This is a genomic window from Fulvivirga ligni (assembly GCF_021389935.1).
GTDB lineage: Bacteria > Bacteroidota > Bacteroidia > Cytophagales > Cyclobacteriaceae > Fulvivirga > Fulvivirga ligni.
On the sequence record NZ_CP089979.1, the window covers coordinates 6,199,316 to 6,218,957 of the forward strand.

At 41.8% G+C, this 19,642-nt stretch carries 11 protein-coding genes; 1 reads left to right on the forward strand and 10 read right to left on the reverse strand.

The annotated features are described in order from the left end of the window. Window position 1: 1 nt before the first annotated feature. From LVD16_RS26345 to LVD16_RS26375, 7 genes are all read right to left on the reverse strand, one after another. Window positions 2-565, reverse strand: coding sequence for a DUF3347 domain-containing protein (locus LVD16_RS26345; RefSeq protein WP_233771286.1), 564 nt, complete (start codon window positions 563-565; stop codon window positions 2-4). 276 nt (window positions 566-841) lie between these two features. Next, on the reverse strand, window positions 842-2,554 hold the full coding sequence (locus tag LVD16_RS26350) for an efflux RND transporter periplasmic adaptor subunit (RefSeq protein WP_233771287.1): 1,713 nt from the start codon (window positions 2,552-2,554) through the stop codon (window positions 842-844). Continuing rightward, window positions 2,541-3,791 carry a TolC family protein gene (locus tag LVD16_RS26355; RefSeq protein WP_233771288.1) on the reverse strand — a complete coding sequence of 417 codons (1,251 nt, stop codon included), beginning with the start codon at window positions 3,789-3,791 and terminating at the stop codon, window positions 2,541-2,543. Before LVD16_RS26355 ends, LVD16_RS26350 begins: the two co-directional genes overlap by 14 nt. 17 nt (window positions 3,792-3,808) lie before the next feature. Next, a complete protein-coding gene (locus LVD16_RS26360) occupies window positions 3,809-7,615 on the reverse strand; it encodes an efflux RND transporter permease subunit (protein ID WP_233771289.1) in 3,807 nt (1,268 codons plus the stop codon). Between the two features lie 126 nt (window positions 7,616-7,741). Then, the gene (locus LVD16_RS26365; protein WP_233771290.1) at window positions 7,742-8,161 is read right to left on the reverse strand and encodes an HYC_CC_PP family protein; all 420 of its coding nucleotides are present in this window, start codon (window positions 8,159-8,161) and stop codon (window positions 7,742-7,744) included. A 789-nt stretch (window positions 8,162-8,950) separates the two neighbouring features. Next, complete coding sequence (locus LVD16_RS26370) at window positions 8,951-9,604, reverse strand: hypothetical protein (RefSeq protein ID WP_233771291.1); 654 nt, start codon at window positions 9,602-9,604, stop codon at window positions 8,951-8,953. Between the two features lie 12 nt (window positions 9,605-9,616). Beyond that, window positions 9,617-10,273, reverse strand: a complete 657-nt coding sequence (locus LVD16_RS26375; protein ID WP_233771292.1) for an ATP-binding cassette domain-containing protein — start codon at window positions 10,271-10,273, stop codon at window positions 9,617-9,619. A gap of 445 nt (window positions 10,274-10,718) precedes the next feature. On the opposite strand from LVD16_RS26375, the gene LVD16_RS26380 reads away from it, so the two are divergent. Next, on the forward strand, window positions 10,719-13,307 hold the full coding sequence (locus LVD16_RS26380) for a beta-mannosidase (protein ID WP_233771293.1): 2,589 nt from the start codon (window positions 10,719-10,721) through the stop codon (window positions 13,305-13,307). A 44-nt stretch (window positions 13,308-13,351) separates the two neighbouring features. On the opposite strand, the gene LVD16_RS26385 is transcribed toward LVD16_RS26380, so the two are convergent. The 3 genes from LVD16_RS26385 to LVD16_RS26405 form a co-directional block, all read right to left on the reverse strand. Beyond that, entirely contained in the window at window positions 13,352-14,437 is a 1,086-nt protein-coding gene (locus tag LVD16_RS26385; protein WP_233771294.1) for a serine hydrolase domain-containing protein, read from the reverse strand. 222 nt (window positions 14,438-14,659) lie between these two features. Next, the gene (locus tag LVD16_RS27820) at window positions 14,660-16,618 is read right to left on the reverse strand and encodes a carbohydrate-binding protein (protein ID WP_305038994.1); all 1,959 of its coding nucleotides are present in this window, start codon (window positions 16,616-16,618) and stop codon (window positions 14,660-14,662) included. 447 nt (window positions 16,619-17,065) lie between these two features. Continuing rightward, window positions 17,066-19,603 carry a carbohydrate-binding protein gene (locus tag LVD16_RS26405; RefSeq protein WP_233771295.1) on the reverse strand — a complete coding sequence of 846 codons (2,538 nt, stop codon included), beginning with the start codon at window positions 19,601-19,603 and terminating at the stop codon, window positions 17,066-17,068. Window positions 19,604-19,642: the final 39 nt, after the last annotated feature.

Below are 19,642 nucleotides of genomic sequence, written 5' to 3' on the forward strand. Positions count from 1 at the left end.
GTTACTCAATAGTCTCGTCTACCTTACCACAGTGAAGCATTTTATCTCCGAAGTAAGGATTGTTCACTTCTTCTTCCATGCTTAACCAATAAGCACCTTCGTTATTAAAAGCCATTGGGCAAAACTGTCTGTAAACGGTAGCATCATTAGCTTTAGTAGATTTCACCAAGGTGTACATATGCTCAGAAAGCTCGTTGAAATATTTACGTTGTGTTTCTACATCTTTTACGTTGGCAATATTCTGAGCATCAGCGTATAGTGTTTCTGCTGAGCTGGCATCATTAGCCTTTAGCGTATTGGCAATTTCAGCAGCGGCACTGCTCGCCTCTTCTGCATTGGTTTTTACTAATGCATTCTTTACTTTAAGATATGAGACAAGCACCGCTTTGGCATCTTCTTGAGACATTACACCTGCTTCGCTTTCTTCGGCAGGGGCTTCTGTGGCTTCGGCTACTACTTCTGTTTCTTCTGTGTTTTCTTCTTTTTTAGTGTCGCCACAAGCTGTTATTGATAGAGCGATGGCGGCAGCCACAAATAGTGATGGGATTAATTTCATAGTTTTCATATTGTTGTTTTGTTTTAATTCAATTGTTTACAAATAGTATTCTTCTTTAAAGCCACTGTTTGTGTCTTCACAAACAGTATTCTCTACATCATTTGCATGTCCTATGGCCGGACGGGCCCATACTTTTTTCATTCGATAAAAAAGTATGCAAAAAATCTTAAAAGTTTGAAACTCGCTGCGCTCAGACAGCAAACTTTTATTTTTTTGCTTACCGTTTATGCAAGCATAAACAGTATCGCTGATTAAATAGCCTCGGTTCGTTCTAACGAATCGCAACTACTCAATCACCTTTGTTACTTCTCCGCAGGTGAGCATGGATGCACCGAAGTATGGATTTTTTACTTCTTTCTCACTGCTCAGCCAATCGGCCCCTTTATTATTATCTGCCATGGGGCAGTGTTGTACATAAAGTGTTGAGGCTGACGGGTTCATTCCCTGGATCAAGGCTATCATTTTTTCTGAAAGCGATATAAAACTTGCCCTTGCTGCCCCAATATCTTTGCTGTCAGCAATTAGTGCTGCGGCCTCTTTGAGGGGTTTAGCCTGCTTCATCCACAGCATATGAGCATCTCCAGTAAACACTTCCATATTAACGGCCTTTAAACCCGCCAATAATTCACTAGCCTGTGATTTCCCTTCATTGAAATTGTCACTTACCAGAGCATCTTTCAATAAGAGGTATTTATTGATAACTGGTTTTAGAGCACTCTTTGCATCATTAGAAATATCCATTTGCTTACTAGCTTCCTTTGGATTCATCATGCTGGGTTTACCTGCTAACTGAGCTGCGGCATCTATGCTGAAAGTACCGTTTACCACTACCCTTTCTCCAGCTTTCAATCCACTTTCAATCACATAATGATCTCCTTTTTCTGCTCCTAATATCACCTCTCGATATTCAAAAGTGGGCTGATCGTAGTTATCCAGCTTCACATATACCAAAGAGCGTTTTCCTGTCCAGAGAACAGCTGATTGAGGAACGGTAATCACCTCGCCACCATTTGATTGATTATCATTTTTAATAGCTGCCCTAACGAACATTTCTGGTTTTAACTTTCCTTTGTCGTTAATCACTTCAGCCCTAATACCTGCCACGCGATTCGATGGATCAATAAAGGGATCAATGAATGTCACCTTCGCTTTAAAGTTTTGTCCAGGTAATGAAGGAACAGTGAACGTTACTAAATCACCTTCTGAAATATGGTTCAAATCCTTTTCATAAGCATCTAAAACTACCCAAAGCTTGCTGAGATCAACAATTCCGAACAATGACTCTCCTTTATTTACATTATCTCCCGCTGAAACATGGAGCTCGCGCACCACACCCGCATAGCTTGAACGAACAGGTACTGCAATACTAACTTCTCCGGTCGATTCAATCTTATTGATCTCAGCATCGGCCACCTGCAGGTTTTTCAGTTTATTTCTGACCGCCTGATAGATAGCTGGGCTAGAATCCTTGTATTTGGCAGCTTCTAATAATTCCTGCTGTGCGGTAATCAATTCAGGTGAATATATGGTAGCCAATACCTGACCTCTTTTTACTTTTTCGCCAGTAAAATTCACATACAGCTTTTCTATTCTGCCTTTAAATTGAGCCGAGACTTGAGAAATATTCCTTTCATCGGCCTCAATTTTTCCGCTGAGCTGCAGGTTTTTAGAAGCCGCTGCTCCCTCCCCCACCACTATGGTCTGAACATCTGCCAAAGCTGCTGCTGACTCACTCATTTGAAGGGCCTCATTGGAAACCAGCTTTCCTTTGCTATCGCTTAACGGAATCAATTCCATACCACAGATTGGGCACTTACCAGGCTTTTCTTGTCGAATTTGAGGGTGCATGGAGCAAGTCCATACTGTAGACTCTTCAGAAGCCTCATTTTCTGCATGCTGGTGTTCATCATCCTTTCCTCCGAAGAAGAGGCTTCCGAGCAACACCCCTACTGTCAGGGCGGCCAGCATCAATAGTATTGTTGATTTATTTAGTTTCATGATCAATATCAATGTTTTTAGCCCATAATTTTTCAAGTAATGCTATCGCAATGTGAACGTTAGCCTTGGCCTGCTCTGAAGCCAGCTCATAGCGCAGCATCTGCTGTTCTATATCCAGCACTTTTTCATAACTACCATCTCCTCCTGCATAAGCCTGAGTAATAATATTAGATGCTTGTCGCGATTGGATCAACAGCTCATCATAAAGTTTGCGCTTACGCTCGGCATCTTTGTATTGGTTAATAGCCTGGATCAGCTGAGCTTCCAATGAATTTTTCTTTTGCTCAATCTGCTGCTGCAAACTTTGCTGCATATAATCCACCTCACTAATCTTCGCTTTATATTTTTTACGATACAAAGGAATACTCACCGTAGCCATTGGCATGAGAATATCCTGACCGTTTTGTGGCACATCCATATCAGTACGTGGCGTTACCAAACCATAATTCACACCTACTCCAAAAGAAGGCTGACCTTCCTTTATAGCAATATTCTTCTGGCTTTCCAAGGCTGTATTCTGCTGATATAGAGCGTTTAACTCAGGATTTTTCAATAGCACGCTATCCAGCATCATCTGATCATCCACAGGCAGAGATAAGATTTGCAGGCTGTCTTGCATATGCACCTCTTCACGAATAGGTCTACTTAGCAAAGCATTGAACTGAGCCGTTTGCGTTTGCAGCTGATCTTTTAAAGCCTCGAGTTGAGCCACTCGCTCCTTATTTTCCATCTGCACCTGCAGCACATCCACCATAGAGCCTTCTCCTCCTTCAATTCTCCCAAGACTTACCTGTTCATCCCTATCCAGAATTTCCAGGTACTTCTCAGTAGTAGCTATGCTTTTTTGGGTGATATATATCTGATAATAAGCCGATTTAACCTGATAAAAGAGCTCATTTTTCGTCTTCAAAAATTCCTGATAGCTCACTTCTGCCTGCTGAGAAGCGGCATCTCTTTTCGCTGCCAGTGTACCAAACCAAGGGAACGACTGCGACAGTTCAAGCCCTAAAACCCGCTCTCCCACTCTGGTTTCGGTGGGTAAAATGGCATAACTAAGACTAGCCTTTGGGTCTGGCAATGCTCCAACCTGAGGAACCTTCTGCAAGTCAGCATAATACCGATGAAACTGTGCCTGGAGCATGGGGTTATGATCGGCGGCTTCTTTTAGGTATTGATTTAGCTGAGCATGGCTATGGAAGCTTAGTGCCAGCAACATCATTATTATCAATGCTTTCATTCTATTAATTTTGAAAATCATTTCTCTACCCTCCTTTCTTGCCACATGCTGTAAAGCACTGGCACTACAAACATGGTCATCACCTGAAGGAGCATGCCTCCAAAAGCGGGGATGGCCATGGGCACCATAATATCCGAACCCTTTCCTGTGGATGAAAGCACTGGGAGAAGAGCGATAATGGCCGTAGCCGCGGTCATCATGGCTGGTCTCACACGCATCATTCCTGCGTGCAATACAGCTTTTCGAACCTCCTTTTTAGTAGTTGGCTTTTCCTTTTCAAAAGTCTGTGTGAGGTAAGTTCCCATGATCACACCATCATCGGTAGCAATACCAAACAAGGCAATAAATCCTACCCAAACCGCAACACTGAGGTTAATAGTATGCATCTGAAAAAGATCACGCAGGTTGGTTTCCGCAACCGAAAAATTCAGGAACCAATCTTGTCCATAAAGCCAAATCATTAAAAACCCACCAGAAAAGGCCACGAATATTCCTGAGAACACCATGGCCGACATGGTTACAGATTTGAACTGAAAATACAGGATCAGAAAAATGATGATAAGCGATAAAGGCACTACAATCAGTAGCCTTTTAGTGGCTCGCACTTGGTTTTCATAATTACCGGTAAACTGGTAGCTAACGCCTGCAGGTATACTTAAGCTTCCATCATCTATTTTTTGTTGAATGGCGGCCTGGGCTGCCTCCACCACATCTACTTCAGCAAAACCTTCCTTCATATCAAAAATCACATAGCTCACCAGAAAGGTATTCTCGCTTTTTACATTTTGTGGTCCTTGTGTGTATTCAATAGTGGCGAGCTGGCCCAAAGGAATCTGAGCTCCGGACGAAGTAGGAATTAAAATATCCTTCACTGCCTGCGGACTATCACGATACTCCCTTGCGTACCTCACACGGACAGCAAATCGTTCTCTGCCCTCCACGGTTGACGTTTGCTCCATACCGCCAACAGTGCCACTGATATAGCTCTGAACATCCTGAATGGTAAGTCCATATCTGGCAATAGCCTCTCGGTCAATATCAATATTTAGATATGGTTTGCCTACTACCCGATCAGCGAAAACTGTAGGGCCATCGATGCTGGGTACTTCTTTTAGAATTTTCTCCAATTCAAAACCAACTTTCTCAATAGTTTTTAAATCCGGCCCATACACTTTTATGCCCATTGGAGCACGCATGCCGGTTTGCAACATCACCAGTCTGGTTTGAATGGGCTGCAACTTAGGAGCCGAAGTAAGCCCTGGATAGTCCGACTGAGCGACTATCTGCTGCCAAATATCATCAGGCGATTGAATTTCCGGCCGCCACTGGCGAAAGTATTCACCATTGGGATCATCCACCAGAGATTGGGAGTCAAACTCACTCAGATTCCCAGTCTTAGGATCGAAATAACTACCATCACTCAGTTCAAACTGATCATCTGCATTGACTTTAAAGCGCTTTCTATGGCCTTCTTCATCCAGTATATATTCTGGTTTATAGTTAATGATGTTTTCAAACATGGAAACCGGTGCCGGGTCTAAAGCGCTATTGGTTCGACCCCATTTACCCACCACGGACTTCACCTCTGGAATAGCATTTACTCGCATATCCAGCTGCTTGATGACCGCCACATTTTGTTCTACACCTGTATGAGGCATAGTGCTAGGCATTAAAAGAAAAGAACCTTCATCTAACGTGGGCATAAACTCCTTCCCTACTCCTGGAAAAGCATCTGTCATGGATTGCCAGGCTTCACTATCTCTAACCTCCCAGCCGATTTTTTGTGCACCATCGGCTGCAAAGCCAAACACCTTATTAAAGCCTTGCCAAACGAGTATCCCAAACAAGATACTAATGATGGGTATGGTTAAGAATGTCCATTTATTATCAAGACACCAGGGTAAAATTCTAGGGTAGAAATGTACAACCGATAAAAGAAAACCGAGAATTCCGCCGACCAGGATTACCACAAAAAGGAAGTTAATGATCAAGCTATTCTGCGGTCCTAGAGGCATCCATTCCTGGGTAAGGAAGAACACCACAATGAGTACAGAAAGGCCGATATTAATCCGGCCAGGTATGTGCGGATTTCGCTGTGCCCAATACTCATGAGTAAGCGCAACTACTCCAAATAATGACAGTAGCAAAGCCATCCACTCACCAAATACCATAGAAAGCACTACGCCAGCAATAATTAAAAGCACTCCCCAGATCTTACGTGATCTATTTTTATCGATCCGAATGGAAAATACTAATTGTGCCAATGCCGGAATGACAATAAGACCCAAAGCCAAAGAAGAAAGAATAGCAAAGGTTTTGGTAAAGGCCAACGGTCTAAAGAGCTTGCCTTCAGCAGCTTCCATAGCAAAAACAGGGATGAAGCTCACTACAGTAGTAGCCAAGGCCGTCATAATAGCAGGTGCTACTTCCTTTGCCCCTTCATACACAACTTTTTGCAACTGACTTCCTTTTACTCCTTCATTTTCAGGCAGTTCCAGATGTCTTACAATGTTTTCAACAAACACAATCCCGACATCCACCATAACCCCGATGGCTATGGCAATACCTGATAGCGCCACCACATTGGCATCTATGCCGAAGTACCGCATGCTTATGAAAGTGATCAGTACTCCAATGGGTAGTAAGCTGGAAATAAGGATGGAAGCCCGTAAGTTCATCACCAAAACAATTACCACCAAAATACTGATGAGAATTTCATGAGATAAAGCAGATTCCAATGTTCCTAATGTCTCATGAATCAACCCTGAACGGTCGTAGAACGGCACGATGGTCACTTTGGAAATAGTACCATCCTCGAGAGTTTTTTGAGGCAAACCGGAGCTGATCTCATCAATTTTGGTTTTCACGTTATTGATGACCTCCATCGGATTAGCGCCATATCTGGCCACTACCACGCCTCCCACAGCCTCAGCGCCACCTTTATCCAGTCCGCCACGCCTTGGGGCAGGACCAAAAGACACATGAGCGACATCCTGTATTCTGATCGGCACATTATCACGAACTGTGACAACGCTCTCCTTGAGGTCATCCAGATTTTTGATATAGCCTAAACCGCGAACCAGGTATTCGGCTTTGTTAAATTCAATGGTCCGAGCACCTATGTCGAGGTTGCTCTTTTTTACCGCCTGCATAATCTGGGCTACGCTCACCTTGCTGGCCTTCATAGCATCAGGATCGATATCTACCTGATACTCTTTCACATAGCCACCAACAGAAGCTACCTCTGCCACTCCACTAGCCGAGGTAAGACCGTACTTCACAAAGAAGTCTTGCAGCGTTCTCAGCTCTTGCGGATCCCAGCCCCCCGTTGGCTTACCCGTTTTCGGATCACGACCTTCAAGCGTGTACCAGTAGATCTGACCAAGAGCTGTAGCATCTGGCCCTAAAGCAGGTGTAGCCGCTTCAGGTAGCGTTCCGGCCGGCAGTGAATTCAGTTTTTCCAGTATTCTTGTTCGGCTCCAATAAAACTCAAGGTCTTCATCAAAAATGATGTAAATGCTGGAGAAGCCAAAAACAGAGTTGCTACGAATGGTCTTCACCCCGGGAATACCCAGAAGGGCGGTGGTGAGCGGATAGGTGATCTGATCTTCAATATCCTGAGGAGAGCGACCTTTCCATTCTGTATAAACTATTTGCTGGTTTTCACCTAAATCTGGGATGGCATCTACCGGAACAGGATCGCGGGGCAAGCCAATATCCCAACCAAAAGGAGCTGTAACGATACCCCAGACAATCAGCGCCAGAAGCAGCAGAAAAGTGACCAGCTTATTTTCTAAGAAGTATTTAATGATTTTATTCAACATGATATAGTGTCATATAAGACAAGAATGAGATCAAAGAGATCTATCAACTAATTTGCTGGATGGGCAGCGTTGATTAACGCGCAGACCATTCCTGCAGGCTTTTGCAAGCCTCTCTATATCATGTATTTATAAAAGAAACGACTGATTCAGGATATGTAAATCCTGATCCAGCAACGGAGGGGGATCAATGGTTTGAGGATACTCTACATCGGCATTTACCGGCTGTAGATTAAAATGGGTATAAGAAAAAGCAACCAGAAACTGTAGGTTAATACCATCAAAGGCCACTTTTGATATAACAGAATCATCAGCACTCACGGTCTGATATTCATTATCGCAGCATTTTTTGATAGGCTTACCAATGGTTTCTAAAGGGGACGAAGCTGAGCATTTCATATCCATTTGCATACCACAGCCCAGTTCGTGCTGCCCAAGCATCACCTCTGAGCTCATCGCATGCCCACCACAGTAGTGAGTAGCCAGAGTGACCCCAGTGCTAGCCATCAGCATCAAAGACGCCAGGAATATGGATAATAGTTTTCTCATGCTTTCATTCTCCCTTACGTGAAAGACCTTGAAAAAGGTTCATTTGGCAAGGGTTAATGTAAAGGTAGTGAATTTTTGGGAATGGTGGAGGGAGTGATAAATGCTAGCCTTCGTTAGAAAAAAAATTGGGAAGACAGCAAGTAGTTTCGTAGGTGAAGACACCTACGAAGGCGAAGTATAATCAGGTCAGCAAATTTTAAGGTGTCACACGGGAAATAGGGATGCAATCCTGATCGTCTACCCTTCGACGGGGCTCAGGGTGACTCGGTAATGCAGTAAAGCTTGCTGCCCAGTCGGGCGGTGAAAGAATATTAAAAAACAGGCTCATCTCAAGTCCTTAGTGGCAGGCCATATCTATGAAATACTCTCGGAAGACCTTGCAGCAAAAAAGACTTTTTTGTTACTTTTTTGGTCGATTGCAAAAAAGTAAGGGAAGCTTAGCTATGAAATGAAACCTCAGCAATAATCGCATTACAAATGCTCGATTCTACAAATCCTCGTTGGAAACAAGGATTAGGTTGGATCGGCAGGCAGTTTCGTAGGTGGAGACACCTAGGAAGGCGAAGTATAGATAGTTCGGCAAAACTTGAGATACCGGGAATAAGGATGCAATCCTGATCGTCTACCCTTCGACGGGGCTCAGGGTGACTCGGTTATGCAGTAAATCTTGCTGCTCAGTCGGGCGGTGAAAGAATATTAAAAAACAGGCTCATCTCAAGTCCTTAGTGGGTGAGAGAACCTTAATTCCAAACTATCTTCCTAACATAGAATGGAATTGATTTGGCGATACTAATCCATTGACCTATCAAACTCCTGGAGCATGTTAAAAAGCTGATATACTTTTAGGCTTTGATTATAATCTAGAAACAACCCTCTATCATCTTCTATTTGATTTTCACCGAATCTGAAATAGGCTATGCTTTGGCCATGAAATATTATGATATTATGCCATGTTTGATGTGAAACTAGAGATTCTGTAAAGGAGATTCTTTCATCTTTCCTAAAAGCCTTAATAATAACTGGCATAAAGAATTCTGATTGGATTTCAACGTAATTGCTTTCAGCATAAGTCAGTATCCTATCTTCTATTTCAACTTCATTTCCTTTGCATTCGCCATTAAGGTTTTGAGCATAATACTTCCCTTTTTCACCCCACAGAAACCAATAATTTGACATTGATTCCCTTAGACAAGGACCAATAGAGCCATAACCAGGATAACTCACAGAATAAACAATGAAAAAATCCGGCCTTTTCCCCGCTATTTTGTCTAATAATTTAAGAGCCTCATCATTCAGGAAGACATCGAACAAAGAGTCATTCTGTTCAAGCCCATTAAAATTAGGGTAAGCTGCTAATGCTTCTTGCATTGATAATTCCTGGCAATGGCTTCGATTCACCATTGACACCATTACTAATAGGATAAGTGTTAATTTCACTCTCATATCTCATCCAATTTACCCCTTCACATACCCAAACCTCACCAAATCCTCCTCATGCTCAATGGCGTGGAGTACGCAGGAAGATAGCACGTATAGGTGGGTACTCACCTTAAAGACAGTTTCGTAGAGGTGGTCAGATAATATAATTCCTTTTGCTCTTGATTGCGCCTGGATATGCGGGATGATGTGTTCTATCATCACCGGAGATAGATGACTGAAAGGTTCGTCGAGAATAGCAAATTTGCCTGGTGTGTAAAGTACAGTGAGAATTTGCATCACTTTGCGCATGCCATAGGAAAGGTCTTTAAGCTTCTGGCCTTTGTTTTTCTGGATTTCTGGTATTGTGTAAATTTCATGCAGATAAGGATGTAGTTCAAAAATAGAGATCAGATCCTGGAATGTATGCCTACCAAAAACAAAACCATCTTGCGGCATAAAATGAATAGTATTGGGTACGGTAAAGGCCTGAGTATGATATTCTCCGCTGATCCTTACTGATTGATGCTCCCCTTTCATGCTTCCGAAGATCATTTTCATTAGGCATGATTTTCCTGTTCCATTCCGACCTAAAATGCCTACTATTTCTGTGGTTTTGCATTGCAGATATATGTCATTCAGAATAGTTCGGCCCGAGAACATCAGGGTAACACCGTCAATTTCTAGCTTATCCATAAATAAAATAATGTGCGGTGGTAAGGATTAAACAGAGTGATAAAACATCAATTATTAAGGCAGGGATGAACAGCCTTCTTCGATTGACGCCGAGGTTGTAAAAAAAGTAAAATCGATCTTTTCTATTGATAAGATAATAAGCGGTGGTACAGAAATACCCCAGCACTTTAAGCCAAAAAATATATTTGATACTTTGCAGCGGCGAGAGATACAATAAGTATACAGAAATGAAGCAAAATAAGAGGTTATAAATGGTGTATTCCCAATAAAACACTCTGGTGCAATAAAGCCAGTTTTTGAAGTTAATCATACTTGAAAAGGAGGTTTAGACATATGCTTTTAATCAAATATGATACCATAGCTCCAGACCTTCTTTTTTAGCGATTTTTTTCGCATTTTTATACTGCTAAAAAGATTTAGCAAACCTTAAACTTATTCTACTACTATGAAATATTGTTATTATCTGCTTGCCATGCTCATATGCTTTGGCTGCCAGACCTTTAATCAGGAACAAGCCCTGGAAAATACTCGTATTATGAGAGAGATTAGCCAGAACTGGTCATATGCACAGGTTAATGGAGAACTAAAAGGTAAAGCCACTGTGCCTGGCACTATTCACACGGATCTGTTAGCTGAAGGGAAAATTAAAGATCCCTTTTATCGCACCAATGAAAAAGACCTTCAATGGATAGATAAGGAAGACTGGGTGTATACCACATCTTTTGAGCTAAAGGCAAATGAACTTAAAAAATCACATTTGATACTGGACTTCAAAGGCCTGGATACCTATGCTGATGTTTACCTGAATGATTCGCTTCTTTTGAAGGCTGATAATATGTTTCGTGAGTGGGAGGTGAATATTCTTCCAGTAGCTAAGGAAGGTGTTAATCAGCTAAAAGTGTATTTACATTCTCCAATTAACAAAGGTTTAGCTATGCTTGAAGCTTCACCCTATGCTTACCCTGCTGGCAATGATCAATCAGAAAATGGTGGCCTTGGCGATAAGCGCGTTTCTATTTTCACCAGGAAAGCGGGCTATCACTACGGCTGGGACTGGGGTCCTCGCTTCGTTACCTCTGGCATTTGGAGACCTGTAATTTTAAAAGGTTGGGATGATATGCGCATTAGAGATGTGTTCATTAAGCAACCTTCTGTAACCAAAGAAAAGGCCTCACTTGAAGCTCAAGTAACCGTGCAGGTGGATAAGGCAGGAACTTATAACATAGCTGTTTCTCATGAAAATGGAGAGCTTACCTCAAAAGAGTTAAAACTTACAGAAGGTGAGAACGTGGTATCACTTCCATTTACCATGGATAACCCCAAATTATGGTGGTCTCACGGTCTGGGTGATGCGCACATGTATAATTTCAAAACATCCGTATCAGGGAATGATATGCATGACAGCTACGAGGTGGCTACCGGCCTGAGAAGTTTGAAATTAGTGAGAGAAAAGGATGAGGACGGAGAGTCATTCCTTTTTGAACTTAATGGAGTAAGAGTATTCATGAAGGGCGCTAACTACATTCCTAATGATAATTTTCTTCCTCGTGTTGATAAAGCTGAATATGATAAGGTGATAGCAGATGCGGTTAATGCTAACATGAATATGCTTCGTGTTTGGGGTGGTGGAATTTATGAGAATGACTACTTCTATAAACTATGCGATAAAAATGGACTTCTGGTTTGGGAGGATTTCATGTTCGCCTGCTCGTTATACCCAGACGATAGTGCTTTTTTAAATAGCGTAAAACAAGAGGCCATTGATAATGTAGTCCGTTTGAGAAATCATCCGTCTATAGCTCTTTGGTGTGGGAATAATGAAATTAACACTGGCTGGCACTATGGTTCTGAAGGTGGCTGGGGTTGGAAAAAGGAATATACCACAGAACAACAGGAAGCATTACAAAAAGGCTACTTAGATGTGTTCCATAAAATTTTACCTGAAGTGGTGGATCAATATACAGATGGAGATGACTATTGGCCTTCATCACCTCAGGCAGGTTATGAGTGGGACCAGCATGCCGGCTATACTTCTACCTCAGGAGATATGCACTATTGGGGTGTGTGGCATGGCCTTCATCCATTTGAAGATTTTGAAAAGTATAAAGCCCGTTTCATGAGTGAGTATGGCTTTCAGTCATTTCCTGATTTTGAAACCGTAAAAAAATATGCGGAGCCAAAAGATTATGACATTGAATCTGAAGTAATGGCCGCTCACCAGCGCAGTGGTATTGGCAACTTGAGAATAAGAGAGTACATGAGTTGGGAATATAACGTACCGAAAGACTTTAAACAGTTTTTGTATATGAGCCACGTGTTGCAGGCCAGGGGAACAAAAATGGCCATTGAAGCACACCGAAGAGCCATGCCTTACTGTATGGGAACATTGTATTGGCAGATTAATGACTGCTGGCCTGTAGCCAGCTGGAGTAGCACCGACTATACCCATAAATGGAAAGCCATGCACTACACAGTGAAAAAGCTATATAAACCAGTAATGCTCAGCGCTTTCCATAATGAAGGAAGATTAGAAGTTTACGGAGTATCAGATTTCCTAGAAGATAAAGAAGGAACGCTTTCTCTTGAAATAATTGACTTCGACGGTAAAAGCATCTGGAAACAGGATGAAGACATTGCTCTAGCTGCCAACACCAGTTCCAAGCTCTTTGAATGGAATTACACTCACTTATTGAACAGCCTCGATTCAACTCAATCTGTGCTAAAAATGACCTTCAAAGCAGGTGACGAAGAGCTGGCAAATAACCTTTATTATTTTGCTAAACCTAAAGACCAGAAACTACCAACACCAGAACTAAAAATAGAACTGGTAGAAAATGACGGAAAACCTGCACTGGAAATCTCAACAGATAAGCTAGCCAGAGATATATATTTCAACTTCCCAGACAAAGAAGCTCATTTCTCTGATAACTATTTTGATCTCTTACCAGGAGAAAAACGAGTAATATCCATAGATGGTGCTAGTGGACTATCTAAAGATGACTTGGAAATTATGCATTTGGGTGAAATTAAGTGATGATATTTTTCACCACATCTAAGTCCTCTCCTTGAGGAGAGGACTTACTCAACTGCAGCCAAGACTCTACTCATAATATTATACGCTCTTTTATGAGCATACACCTGACCATAAGCGCTCGAGGTGAGCGCTATTATCATATTTTCACTTGGTATAACTATTAGGTGGTTGCCTCCGTTTCCTGAAGCAAATAGATAGTCTATTTTTTTATGCCCAAATGTTCGATGTGATTTATACCATAGCATTCCATAGGCATCAGCATAAGGGTTGTTTTCCGAGATATTAAAAAATTCAGAGGTTATTAGGTTTTGCATGTACTTGAAATCGATAAGCTGCTCATTATTCCAACTACCTTCATTGGCTACTAACATTCCAAGTTTGGCGAAATCTAATGTTGAGATATAAAGGTTGCCAGCTGCACCAGTTTGATTAGAGCGATTTGTGTACCAATAGAATTGCTCTATTCCTAGTGGCGCGAAAAGCTTTTCATTTGCATAATCTCTAAGACTCATCCCTGATTTCTCTTCAATAACAGCAGCAATTAGCAATGGATTAATATCTGCATAAACCCATTTGGATCCTGGCTTAGCCGTTAGAGGAATACTCAGAATATAGTCCTTCCAGTTGTCTTTGGCAATCCAGTTAGATGCATTGCCTTTGGTGTGCGAGTCGTCTGAGTCAGCATCCAACCCTGATGACATATTGAGGAGATGTCTTAAGTTAATGTTTTTATAATCTTCAGTTATGGTAGGATATTTATTCTTGGGAAAAAAGGAATATAAATCCTGATCAAGGCTTTTCACCAAACCATCCTTAATAGCCACACCTAACAAAAGTGCCGTTACACTCTTACCTGCAGAACGAATATCCAGGATAGAATTCCTCCAAAAGGTATTATAATATTCCTCTATAACTATCTTATTATCCTTGATCACCACCAATCCTCTGAAATCATGCTGTGCGATGTTGGATATATCATCTAAAAGATGAGCAATCGAATCCTTATTTATTCCCGCTTCTTCTAAGGAACCTTTACTCATCATTAAAGCTGTGCTGTTATCCTGAGCACCTGAGTTGATTATAGGTAATAGAATTAATAAATATACTAGAGAGAAGGTTAGTGGTTTCATGGCTGGCTGAACGATAATGAGGCGATAATTATAATTTAAATTTAATTATTTATAAAGACATTGAAATTTGTTAATAGTTGCATCATCTTCGTTTTTCACCGCACTAAACCCCATCCTCAAAGTAAAAAACTTCACCTTCTGTCTCATACCAAAGGCTGGAGATGAGGTCATAAAAAAAGGAGCCTTAGCGGCTCCTTTTTCATTTCAGGATTATCAAATTAATTAATTCGCGCCTTTCATCAGTTTACCTGAAGTACTGCCGCTTTGGGTGGTGAGGTTATAGAAATAAATACCGTTAGAAACTGTATTTCCACGGCTATCAGTTCCACTCCAGATCACTTCTTGGCTTCCCTCCTGCAGGTCTTTATTATCAAAAGCCCGGATTAGCTTGCCAGATATATTATAAATCTGAAGTTGGAATGGCGCTCCGTCTTTGGCATTAACAGGAATGGCCACCTCCCTTTCAAATGGGTTAGGATACGGCTTGGATAATGCCATATTTTCGTTAACTAACTCGTCATTACTAACTCTGGCTGCGCTGCCTCCAGCTGGAGTAATAGAGAACCAGTTGATATTCCAACCGCCAGCAAGTGCCTTAATTCCAAAGCCTTGTGATCCTGCATTGAGATAAACATTCATATAAATCGTAGTCCAGGTCTGCCAGCCGCCTGTAGAAGGCACGCCTATTGATCCATAAACTGTTCCACCTCCAGCTTGCTCAAACTGCAGTGTACCGCCACCACTTTGACTAGCCACGCGGAAGCCAATGGTATAATTACCACTTGAAGCAATATTCACCCCAGTGTAAGACATCCAGTCATTGGCATCTATATAGCCTACATTTTGGCCTCCACTGGCATCAGTAGTGGCTTCCACTTGCACTCCGCTCATGTAGGCATAATCTTCAGCCTGCACGTAAGTGGTGCCACCGCCTGTATTTGTCGAAAATTCAATGTAATTTAAATTAAATCCGCCGGAAGGCACCGCTACACCTATCTGCTGCTGACCTGCTGATAGTTGTATCTGCTGAGAAATGGTGGTCCAGGTCTGCCATCCACCTGTTGAAGGCACATTGATATTACCATACACCGCTCCACCACCTGCTTGCTCAAGCCTGATACTACCACCACCGCTTTGGCTAGCCACGCGATATCTTACAGTATACGTTCCGCTGCTGGCAACATTTACATTGAAAGTCATCCAGTCGCCAGTATCAATGTAGCCTACACTTTGACCACAATTACCGTCTGAAGTAGACTCTTTTTGAACACCACTCATATTACTATAGTTAGCAGCACAAACGGTACCCGGAACAGGATAATAAGTAGATGGGTTCGGGTTATTGTCACCACTACATACATTACCAAGGGTATTATAAATGGCCGTTATATCTCCGTAAGTGGATATTTCCCAGATCATGATACCACCAGCACTTGACTTGGCCAGATTTGCTTTTTGCACATGCAGACTAGTGTTATTATCGCTGCTGTAAAACGGCACGCCCAGCATTCTTTTGTTTTGAGGCACACCTCTGCCTGTCCAATAATTCAGTGCATCAACTGCCTGACTATAAGGAGAGTTAGTAGGACAATTACAATCATAAGCCATAATATTTACCAGATCTAGCATGGAAAGATCACCATAGCCATTACCAAAATAAGAGCCAGCAGATACGGCCGCAGTCAGCATTTTTCCCATGCCGTGAATTCTGGTTCCTAATGGTCTCATCAAAGCATTCCAGCGGCTTTGTGCCGTAGGATACTCCCAGTCAATATCAATACCATCCAGGTTATATTGATTAACTAAATTTTCACAAGCATTAACGAACTGATTAATAGCAGATTGATTAGTTGCAATGGACTCAAAAGGTGTGCTACTCGGCGACGAACTCAACCACCCTCCTATGGCTAGTAAAACTTTGGTGTTATTCGCATGAGCCTGGTTTACCAGATCCACAAGCTTGCCGGAATTTTCAACTGCAGGAATAGTTCCGTTAGAGTTAGGTATGGCAAAGCTGTAATTAATATGTGTGTACTTGCTATAATCCAGGTTAGACGGTGACCCTTGCCAGGATGGGAAATATCCCACAATTTGATAACAGTCTACTTGTGCGAATGATGATATGCTGATCAGCAAAGCGCAAATAGCACTTAACAGTAGTTTAGTTTTAAAGTGTTTCATATGTATTTGGATTTAGGTTTAGTTACAGGTTCATATATCAGTCAAGCCCGTATCCATCAAAAGGGCATGACCTAGCAATAGCTCCTAAATTGTTGAGCTTGAAAATGATTGATTACGATTTAAAGATTTGGGAAATAGAGGTTACGGCATGACGGAGTACATGCATTACATTCTAAAATGTGCATAAGTAATAGGTTTAGGTGTTGAACATAAAATTATAAACTATTCCCTGTAGTTATAATTTCATAAAATGCAAGACTACATTCTTTTACTCTAAACTGTGTACAAAGTACATATAATATGCGGCTCTAAAAATTCAAACTTGCCTGAAAAATCACATCCAATTGAATGTATATTTTAACCGCCTGAAACGTTTTAGAACAACCAAATATGAGTATAAAAGTAACAAAATGGCCTGCAATAGTTACATGCAGGCCAGTAATCTATTTAATCCAATTTAACCAATTTCCCGGTTGAAACATTGCCATCACAGTTTAATTGATAGAAATAAACACCACCAGGTACCCAATGATTATCATCGTTTACTCCTTTCCAAATTACCCTGTCTTTTCCTGGTTTATCAAAACCATCCTGCCAAATTAGGCTTCCTGAGAGGGTATAAATTTTCAACTCATACTGATTCTGATAATTCACAGGAATGATCACCTGATCACTAAATGGGTTAGAATAGGGCTTTGAAGCTTCCGACAAATTCTCAACATATCCAGATTTTCTGGCTCCTGATGCACCTGATGGCGTAACTGACCACCAGTTAATATTCCAACCACCGGATAATGCTTTTATACCAAAACCCTGATTACCGGCATTGAGATTGACATTCATATAAACAGTAGTCCAGGTCTGCCATCCGCCAGTGGAGGGTATATTCACAGAACCGAAAACCTGAGTTCCTCCTGCTTGCTCAAACTGTAAAGAGCCTCCACCATTCAAACTCGCTACTCTAAAAGCTACGGAATAATTTCCACTTTGAGGAACTTCAAAATACGGGTAAGACATCCAGTCATTGGCATCAATCCACCCCACGTAACTTCCACCTCCTACATCAGTAGTGCTACCGGTTTGAATACCACTCATGTTATTGTAATCCTCTGCCTCTATTTGTATACTACTGGCAATGCTGCTCACCACAATTGAGCTGGTTTCATCATTAAAACCATTGGCAACCAAACAGCTATTAGAGTTAGTCAGCACTAAAGACTGATCAGTAGAGTTATTTCCCATGTATAATGTTACCTGATAACCGCTGCTAATTTCTACTGAAGAAATATCATCATTGGCCACTCCCAAAGCCTGCAGATCTGCAAGATTATATGTACCAGTTTGTAATTGTGCACTGTATCCACCGTAGGCACAATCCTGGAAAACTCTGGCAGCGTAGCCTCCACCCTGGCCAGTGGTAAAAGTAACTGCATTACTAGCCGCCGAATAATTCCCTGCCGCATCAAAAGCCTTCACCACCACAGTATAATTGGTTGGAGCACTTAGGTTATTTAAAGTAATGCTGGTAGATGATGTGGAACCTAGAAAGACATCCGCATCAGTATAAATATCATATCCCACCACGCCTACATTGTCTGAAGACGCTGACCAACTCAAGCTGGCCGAGGTAGTGCCAGAGCTGGTCAAAGCAAAATTAGCGGGTGCAGTTGGTGACTGTTGATCAGTGCCTCCGCTGCCTAAATCTGCTATAAAGGTATTGAAACTATTGGCCTGAAGATTAACACTTAAAGTACTACCATTGGCTGAAAAATTTCCTTTATCTGAAAGCCTGTCACCGGCTTCACTGGTTCTGATCAGCTGGAATTGTGCATTAGATGGCACGCCATAAAAGTTAACATTTCTAGCATAATTAGACATGTTCAGGACCTGAAGCACCACTTTATTATCGCCCACATTCTTATAAGCCAGCGTAAGTAATTCACCACTGGGCTGAGATGCCCCTACTATGGCTCCTCCTGGCTTAAAATATCTCATATAGGCCTTGTTTACGTTTAAAGATGCCCAGTCACTTCTCCAAAACCATCCTGCTGCAGTGGATGCCCGTGCCTGATAAAAGGTTCTCCAAAAGTTCTTTGCTTCGTTCTCAACTCCCTGCCAGGTATATCTATCTGGATTTTCCCAATAGTACGCATCGAAGCCCGTTTCTGTGCACCATAGGTTACGATCTATACGTTGCCTGAAAGCACCCCAATCTTTGAAGGTCTGGTCCTCATCTGAAAGATCACCACCCCGGTAAGAATGAAAGGCAGGATAACCTGCCACCTCTCTTACACCGGGAGTATTATAAATCTGCTCCAGATACCAATCTTGCCACTTCAGTACGCTACCAATGTTCATCTTAGTTTGAATACCATGCTGCTGGAACAATGCCGAGGTTTTAATGATGAGTGAAGCATATTCGGTTGCTGACAGGGCAATGTTAATTCCATGATATGAAGTCTCATTGATATCTATATAATCGATGGTAAGACCGTAGGCGTTCTTAGCATGCAGGCAGTAAGCGGCAATAAATTCCGCAAACTCATCCAGGTTATTGATGTGCCTGGCGCTGCCAGAACCAGGGTTGGTAACCATCCAGTTGGGAACATCCCAGATGCCCAGAATAGTAGTGATTCCTCGATTTTGCATCTCCTTCAATCGTAGAAAGCTGTTTTTCACCCGATCATCACCGGTGTTGAAGGCATTCATGTTAATATTATAAGGATTGCCGTCATCGTTGTAGCTTTCCCATAGTTTATTAGGAAGCATATCTCTAAACAACGTCATTCCGTTATTGATCATATCCTGAATGCCTCCGCCATTGAGCACATAATAATTCCCATATTGACGATCCCCTTCATGACAAAAGCCAACGGCATCTACCGGCTGACGTACGTTGTTCAGATCTATGTAAACATCTTGAGCTGACGATGGAAAATAAATTAAAGCTATAAAGACAAGTAGTAGTAATGAGGTTTTATTCATATTCTAAAGGTTAGGTTTGGTATTTCTTGACATAAAAAA

What these genes read in the sequence shown, in the direction of transcription:
- LVD16_RS26385 (WP_233771294.1), bottom strand. Translation starts at nt 14,437, where the DNA reads ATGAAACCACTAACCTTCTCTCTAGTATATTTATTAATTCTATTACCT.
- LVD16_RS26375 (WP_233771292.1), bottom strand. Translation starts at nt 10,273, where the DNA reads ATGGATAAGCTAGAAATTGACGGTGTTACCCTGATGTTCTCGGGCCGA.
- LVD16_RS27820 (WP_305038994.1), bottom strand. Translation starts at nt 16,618, where the DNA reads ATGAAACACTTTAAAACTAAACTACTGTTAAGTGCTATTTGCGCTTTG.
- LVD16_RS26365 (WP_233771290.1), bottom strand. Translation starts at nt 8,161, where the DNA reads ATGAGAAAACTATTATCCATATTCCTGGCGTCTTTGATGCTGATGGCT.
- LVD16_RS26370 (WP_233771291.1), bottom strand. Translation starts at nt 9,604, where the DNA reads ATGAGAGTGAAATTAACACTTATCCTATTAGTAATGGTGTCAATGGTG.
- LVD16_RS26345 (WP_233771286.1), bottom strand. Translation starts at nt 565, where the DNA reads ATGAAAACTATGAAATTAATCCCATCACTATTTGTGGCTGCCGCCATC.
- LVD16_RS26380 (WP_233771293.1), top strand. Translation starts at nt 10,719, where the DNA reads ATGAAATATTGTTATTATCTGCTTGCCATGCTCATATGCTTTGGCTGC.
- LVD16_RS26350 (WP_233771287.1), bottom strand. Translation starts at nt 2,554, where the DNA reads ATGAAACTAAATAAATCAACAATACTATTGATGCTGGCCGCCCTGACA.
- LVD16_RS26405 (WP_233771295.1), bottom strand. Translation starts at nt 19,603, where the DNA reads ATGAATAAAACCTCATTACTACTACTTGTCTTTATAGCTTTAATTTAT.
- LVD16_RS26360 (WP_233771289.1), bottom strand. Translation starts at nt 7,615, where the DNA reads ATGTTGAATAAAATCATTAAATACTTCTTAGAAAATAAGCTGGTCACT.
- LVD16_RS26355 (WP_233771288.1), bottom strand. Translation starts at nt 3,791, where the DNA reads ATGAAAGCATTGATAATAATGATGTTGCTGGCACTAAGCTTCCATAGC.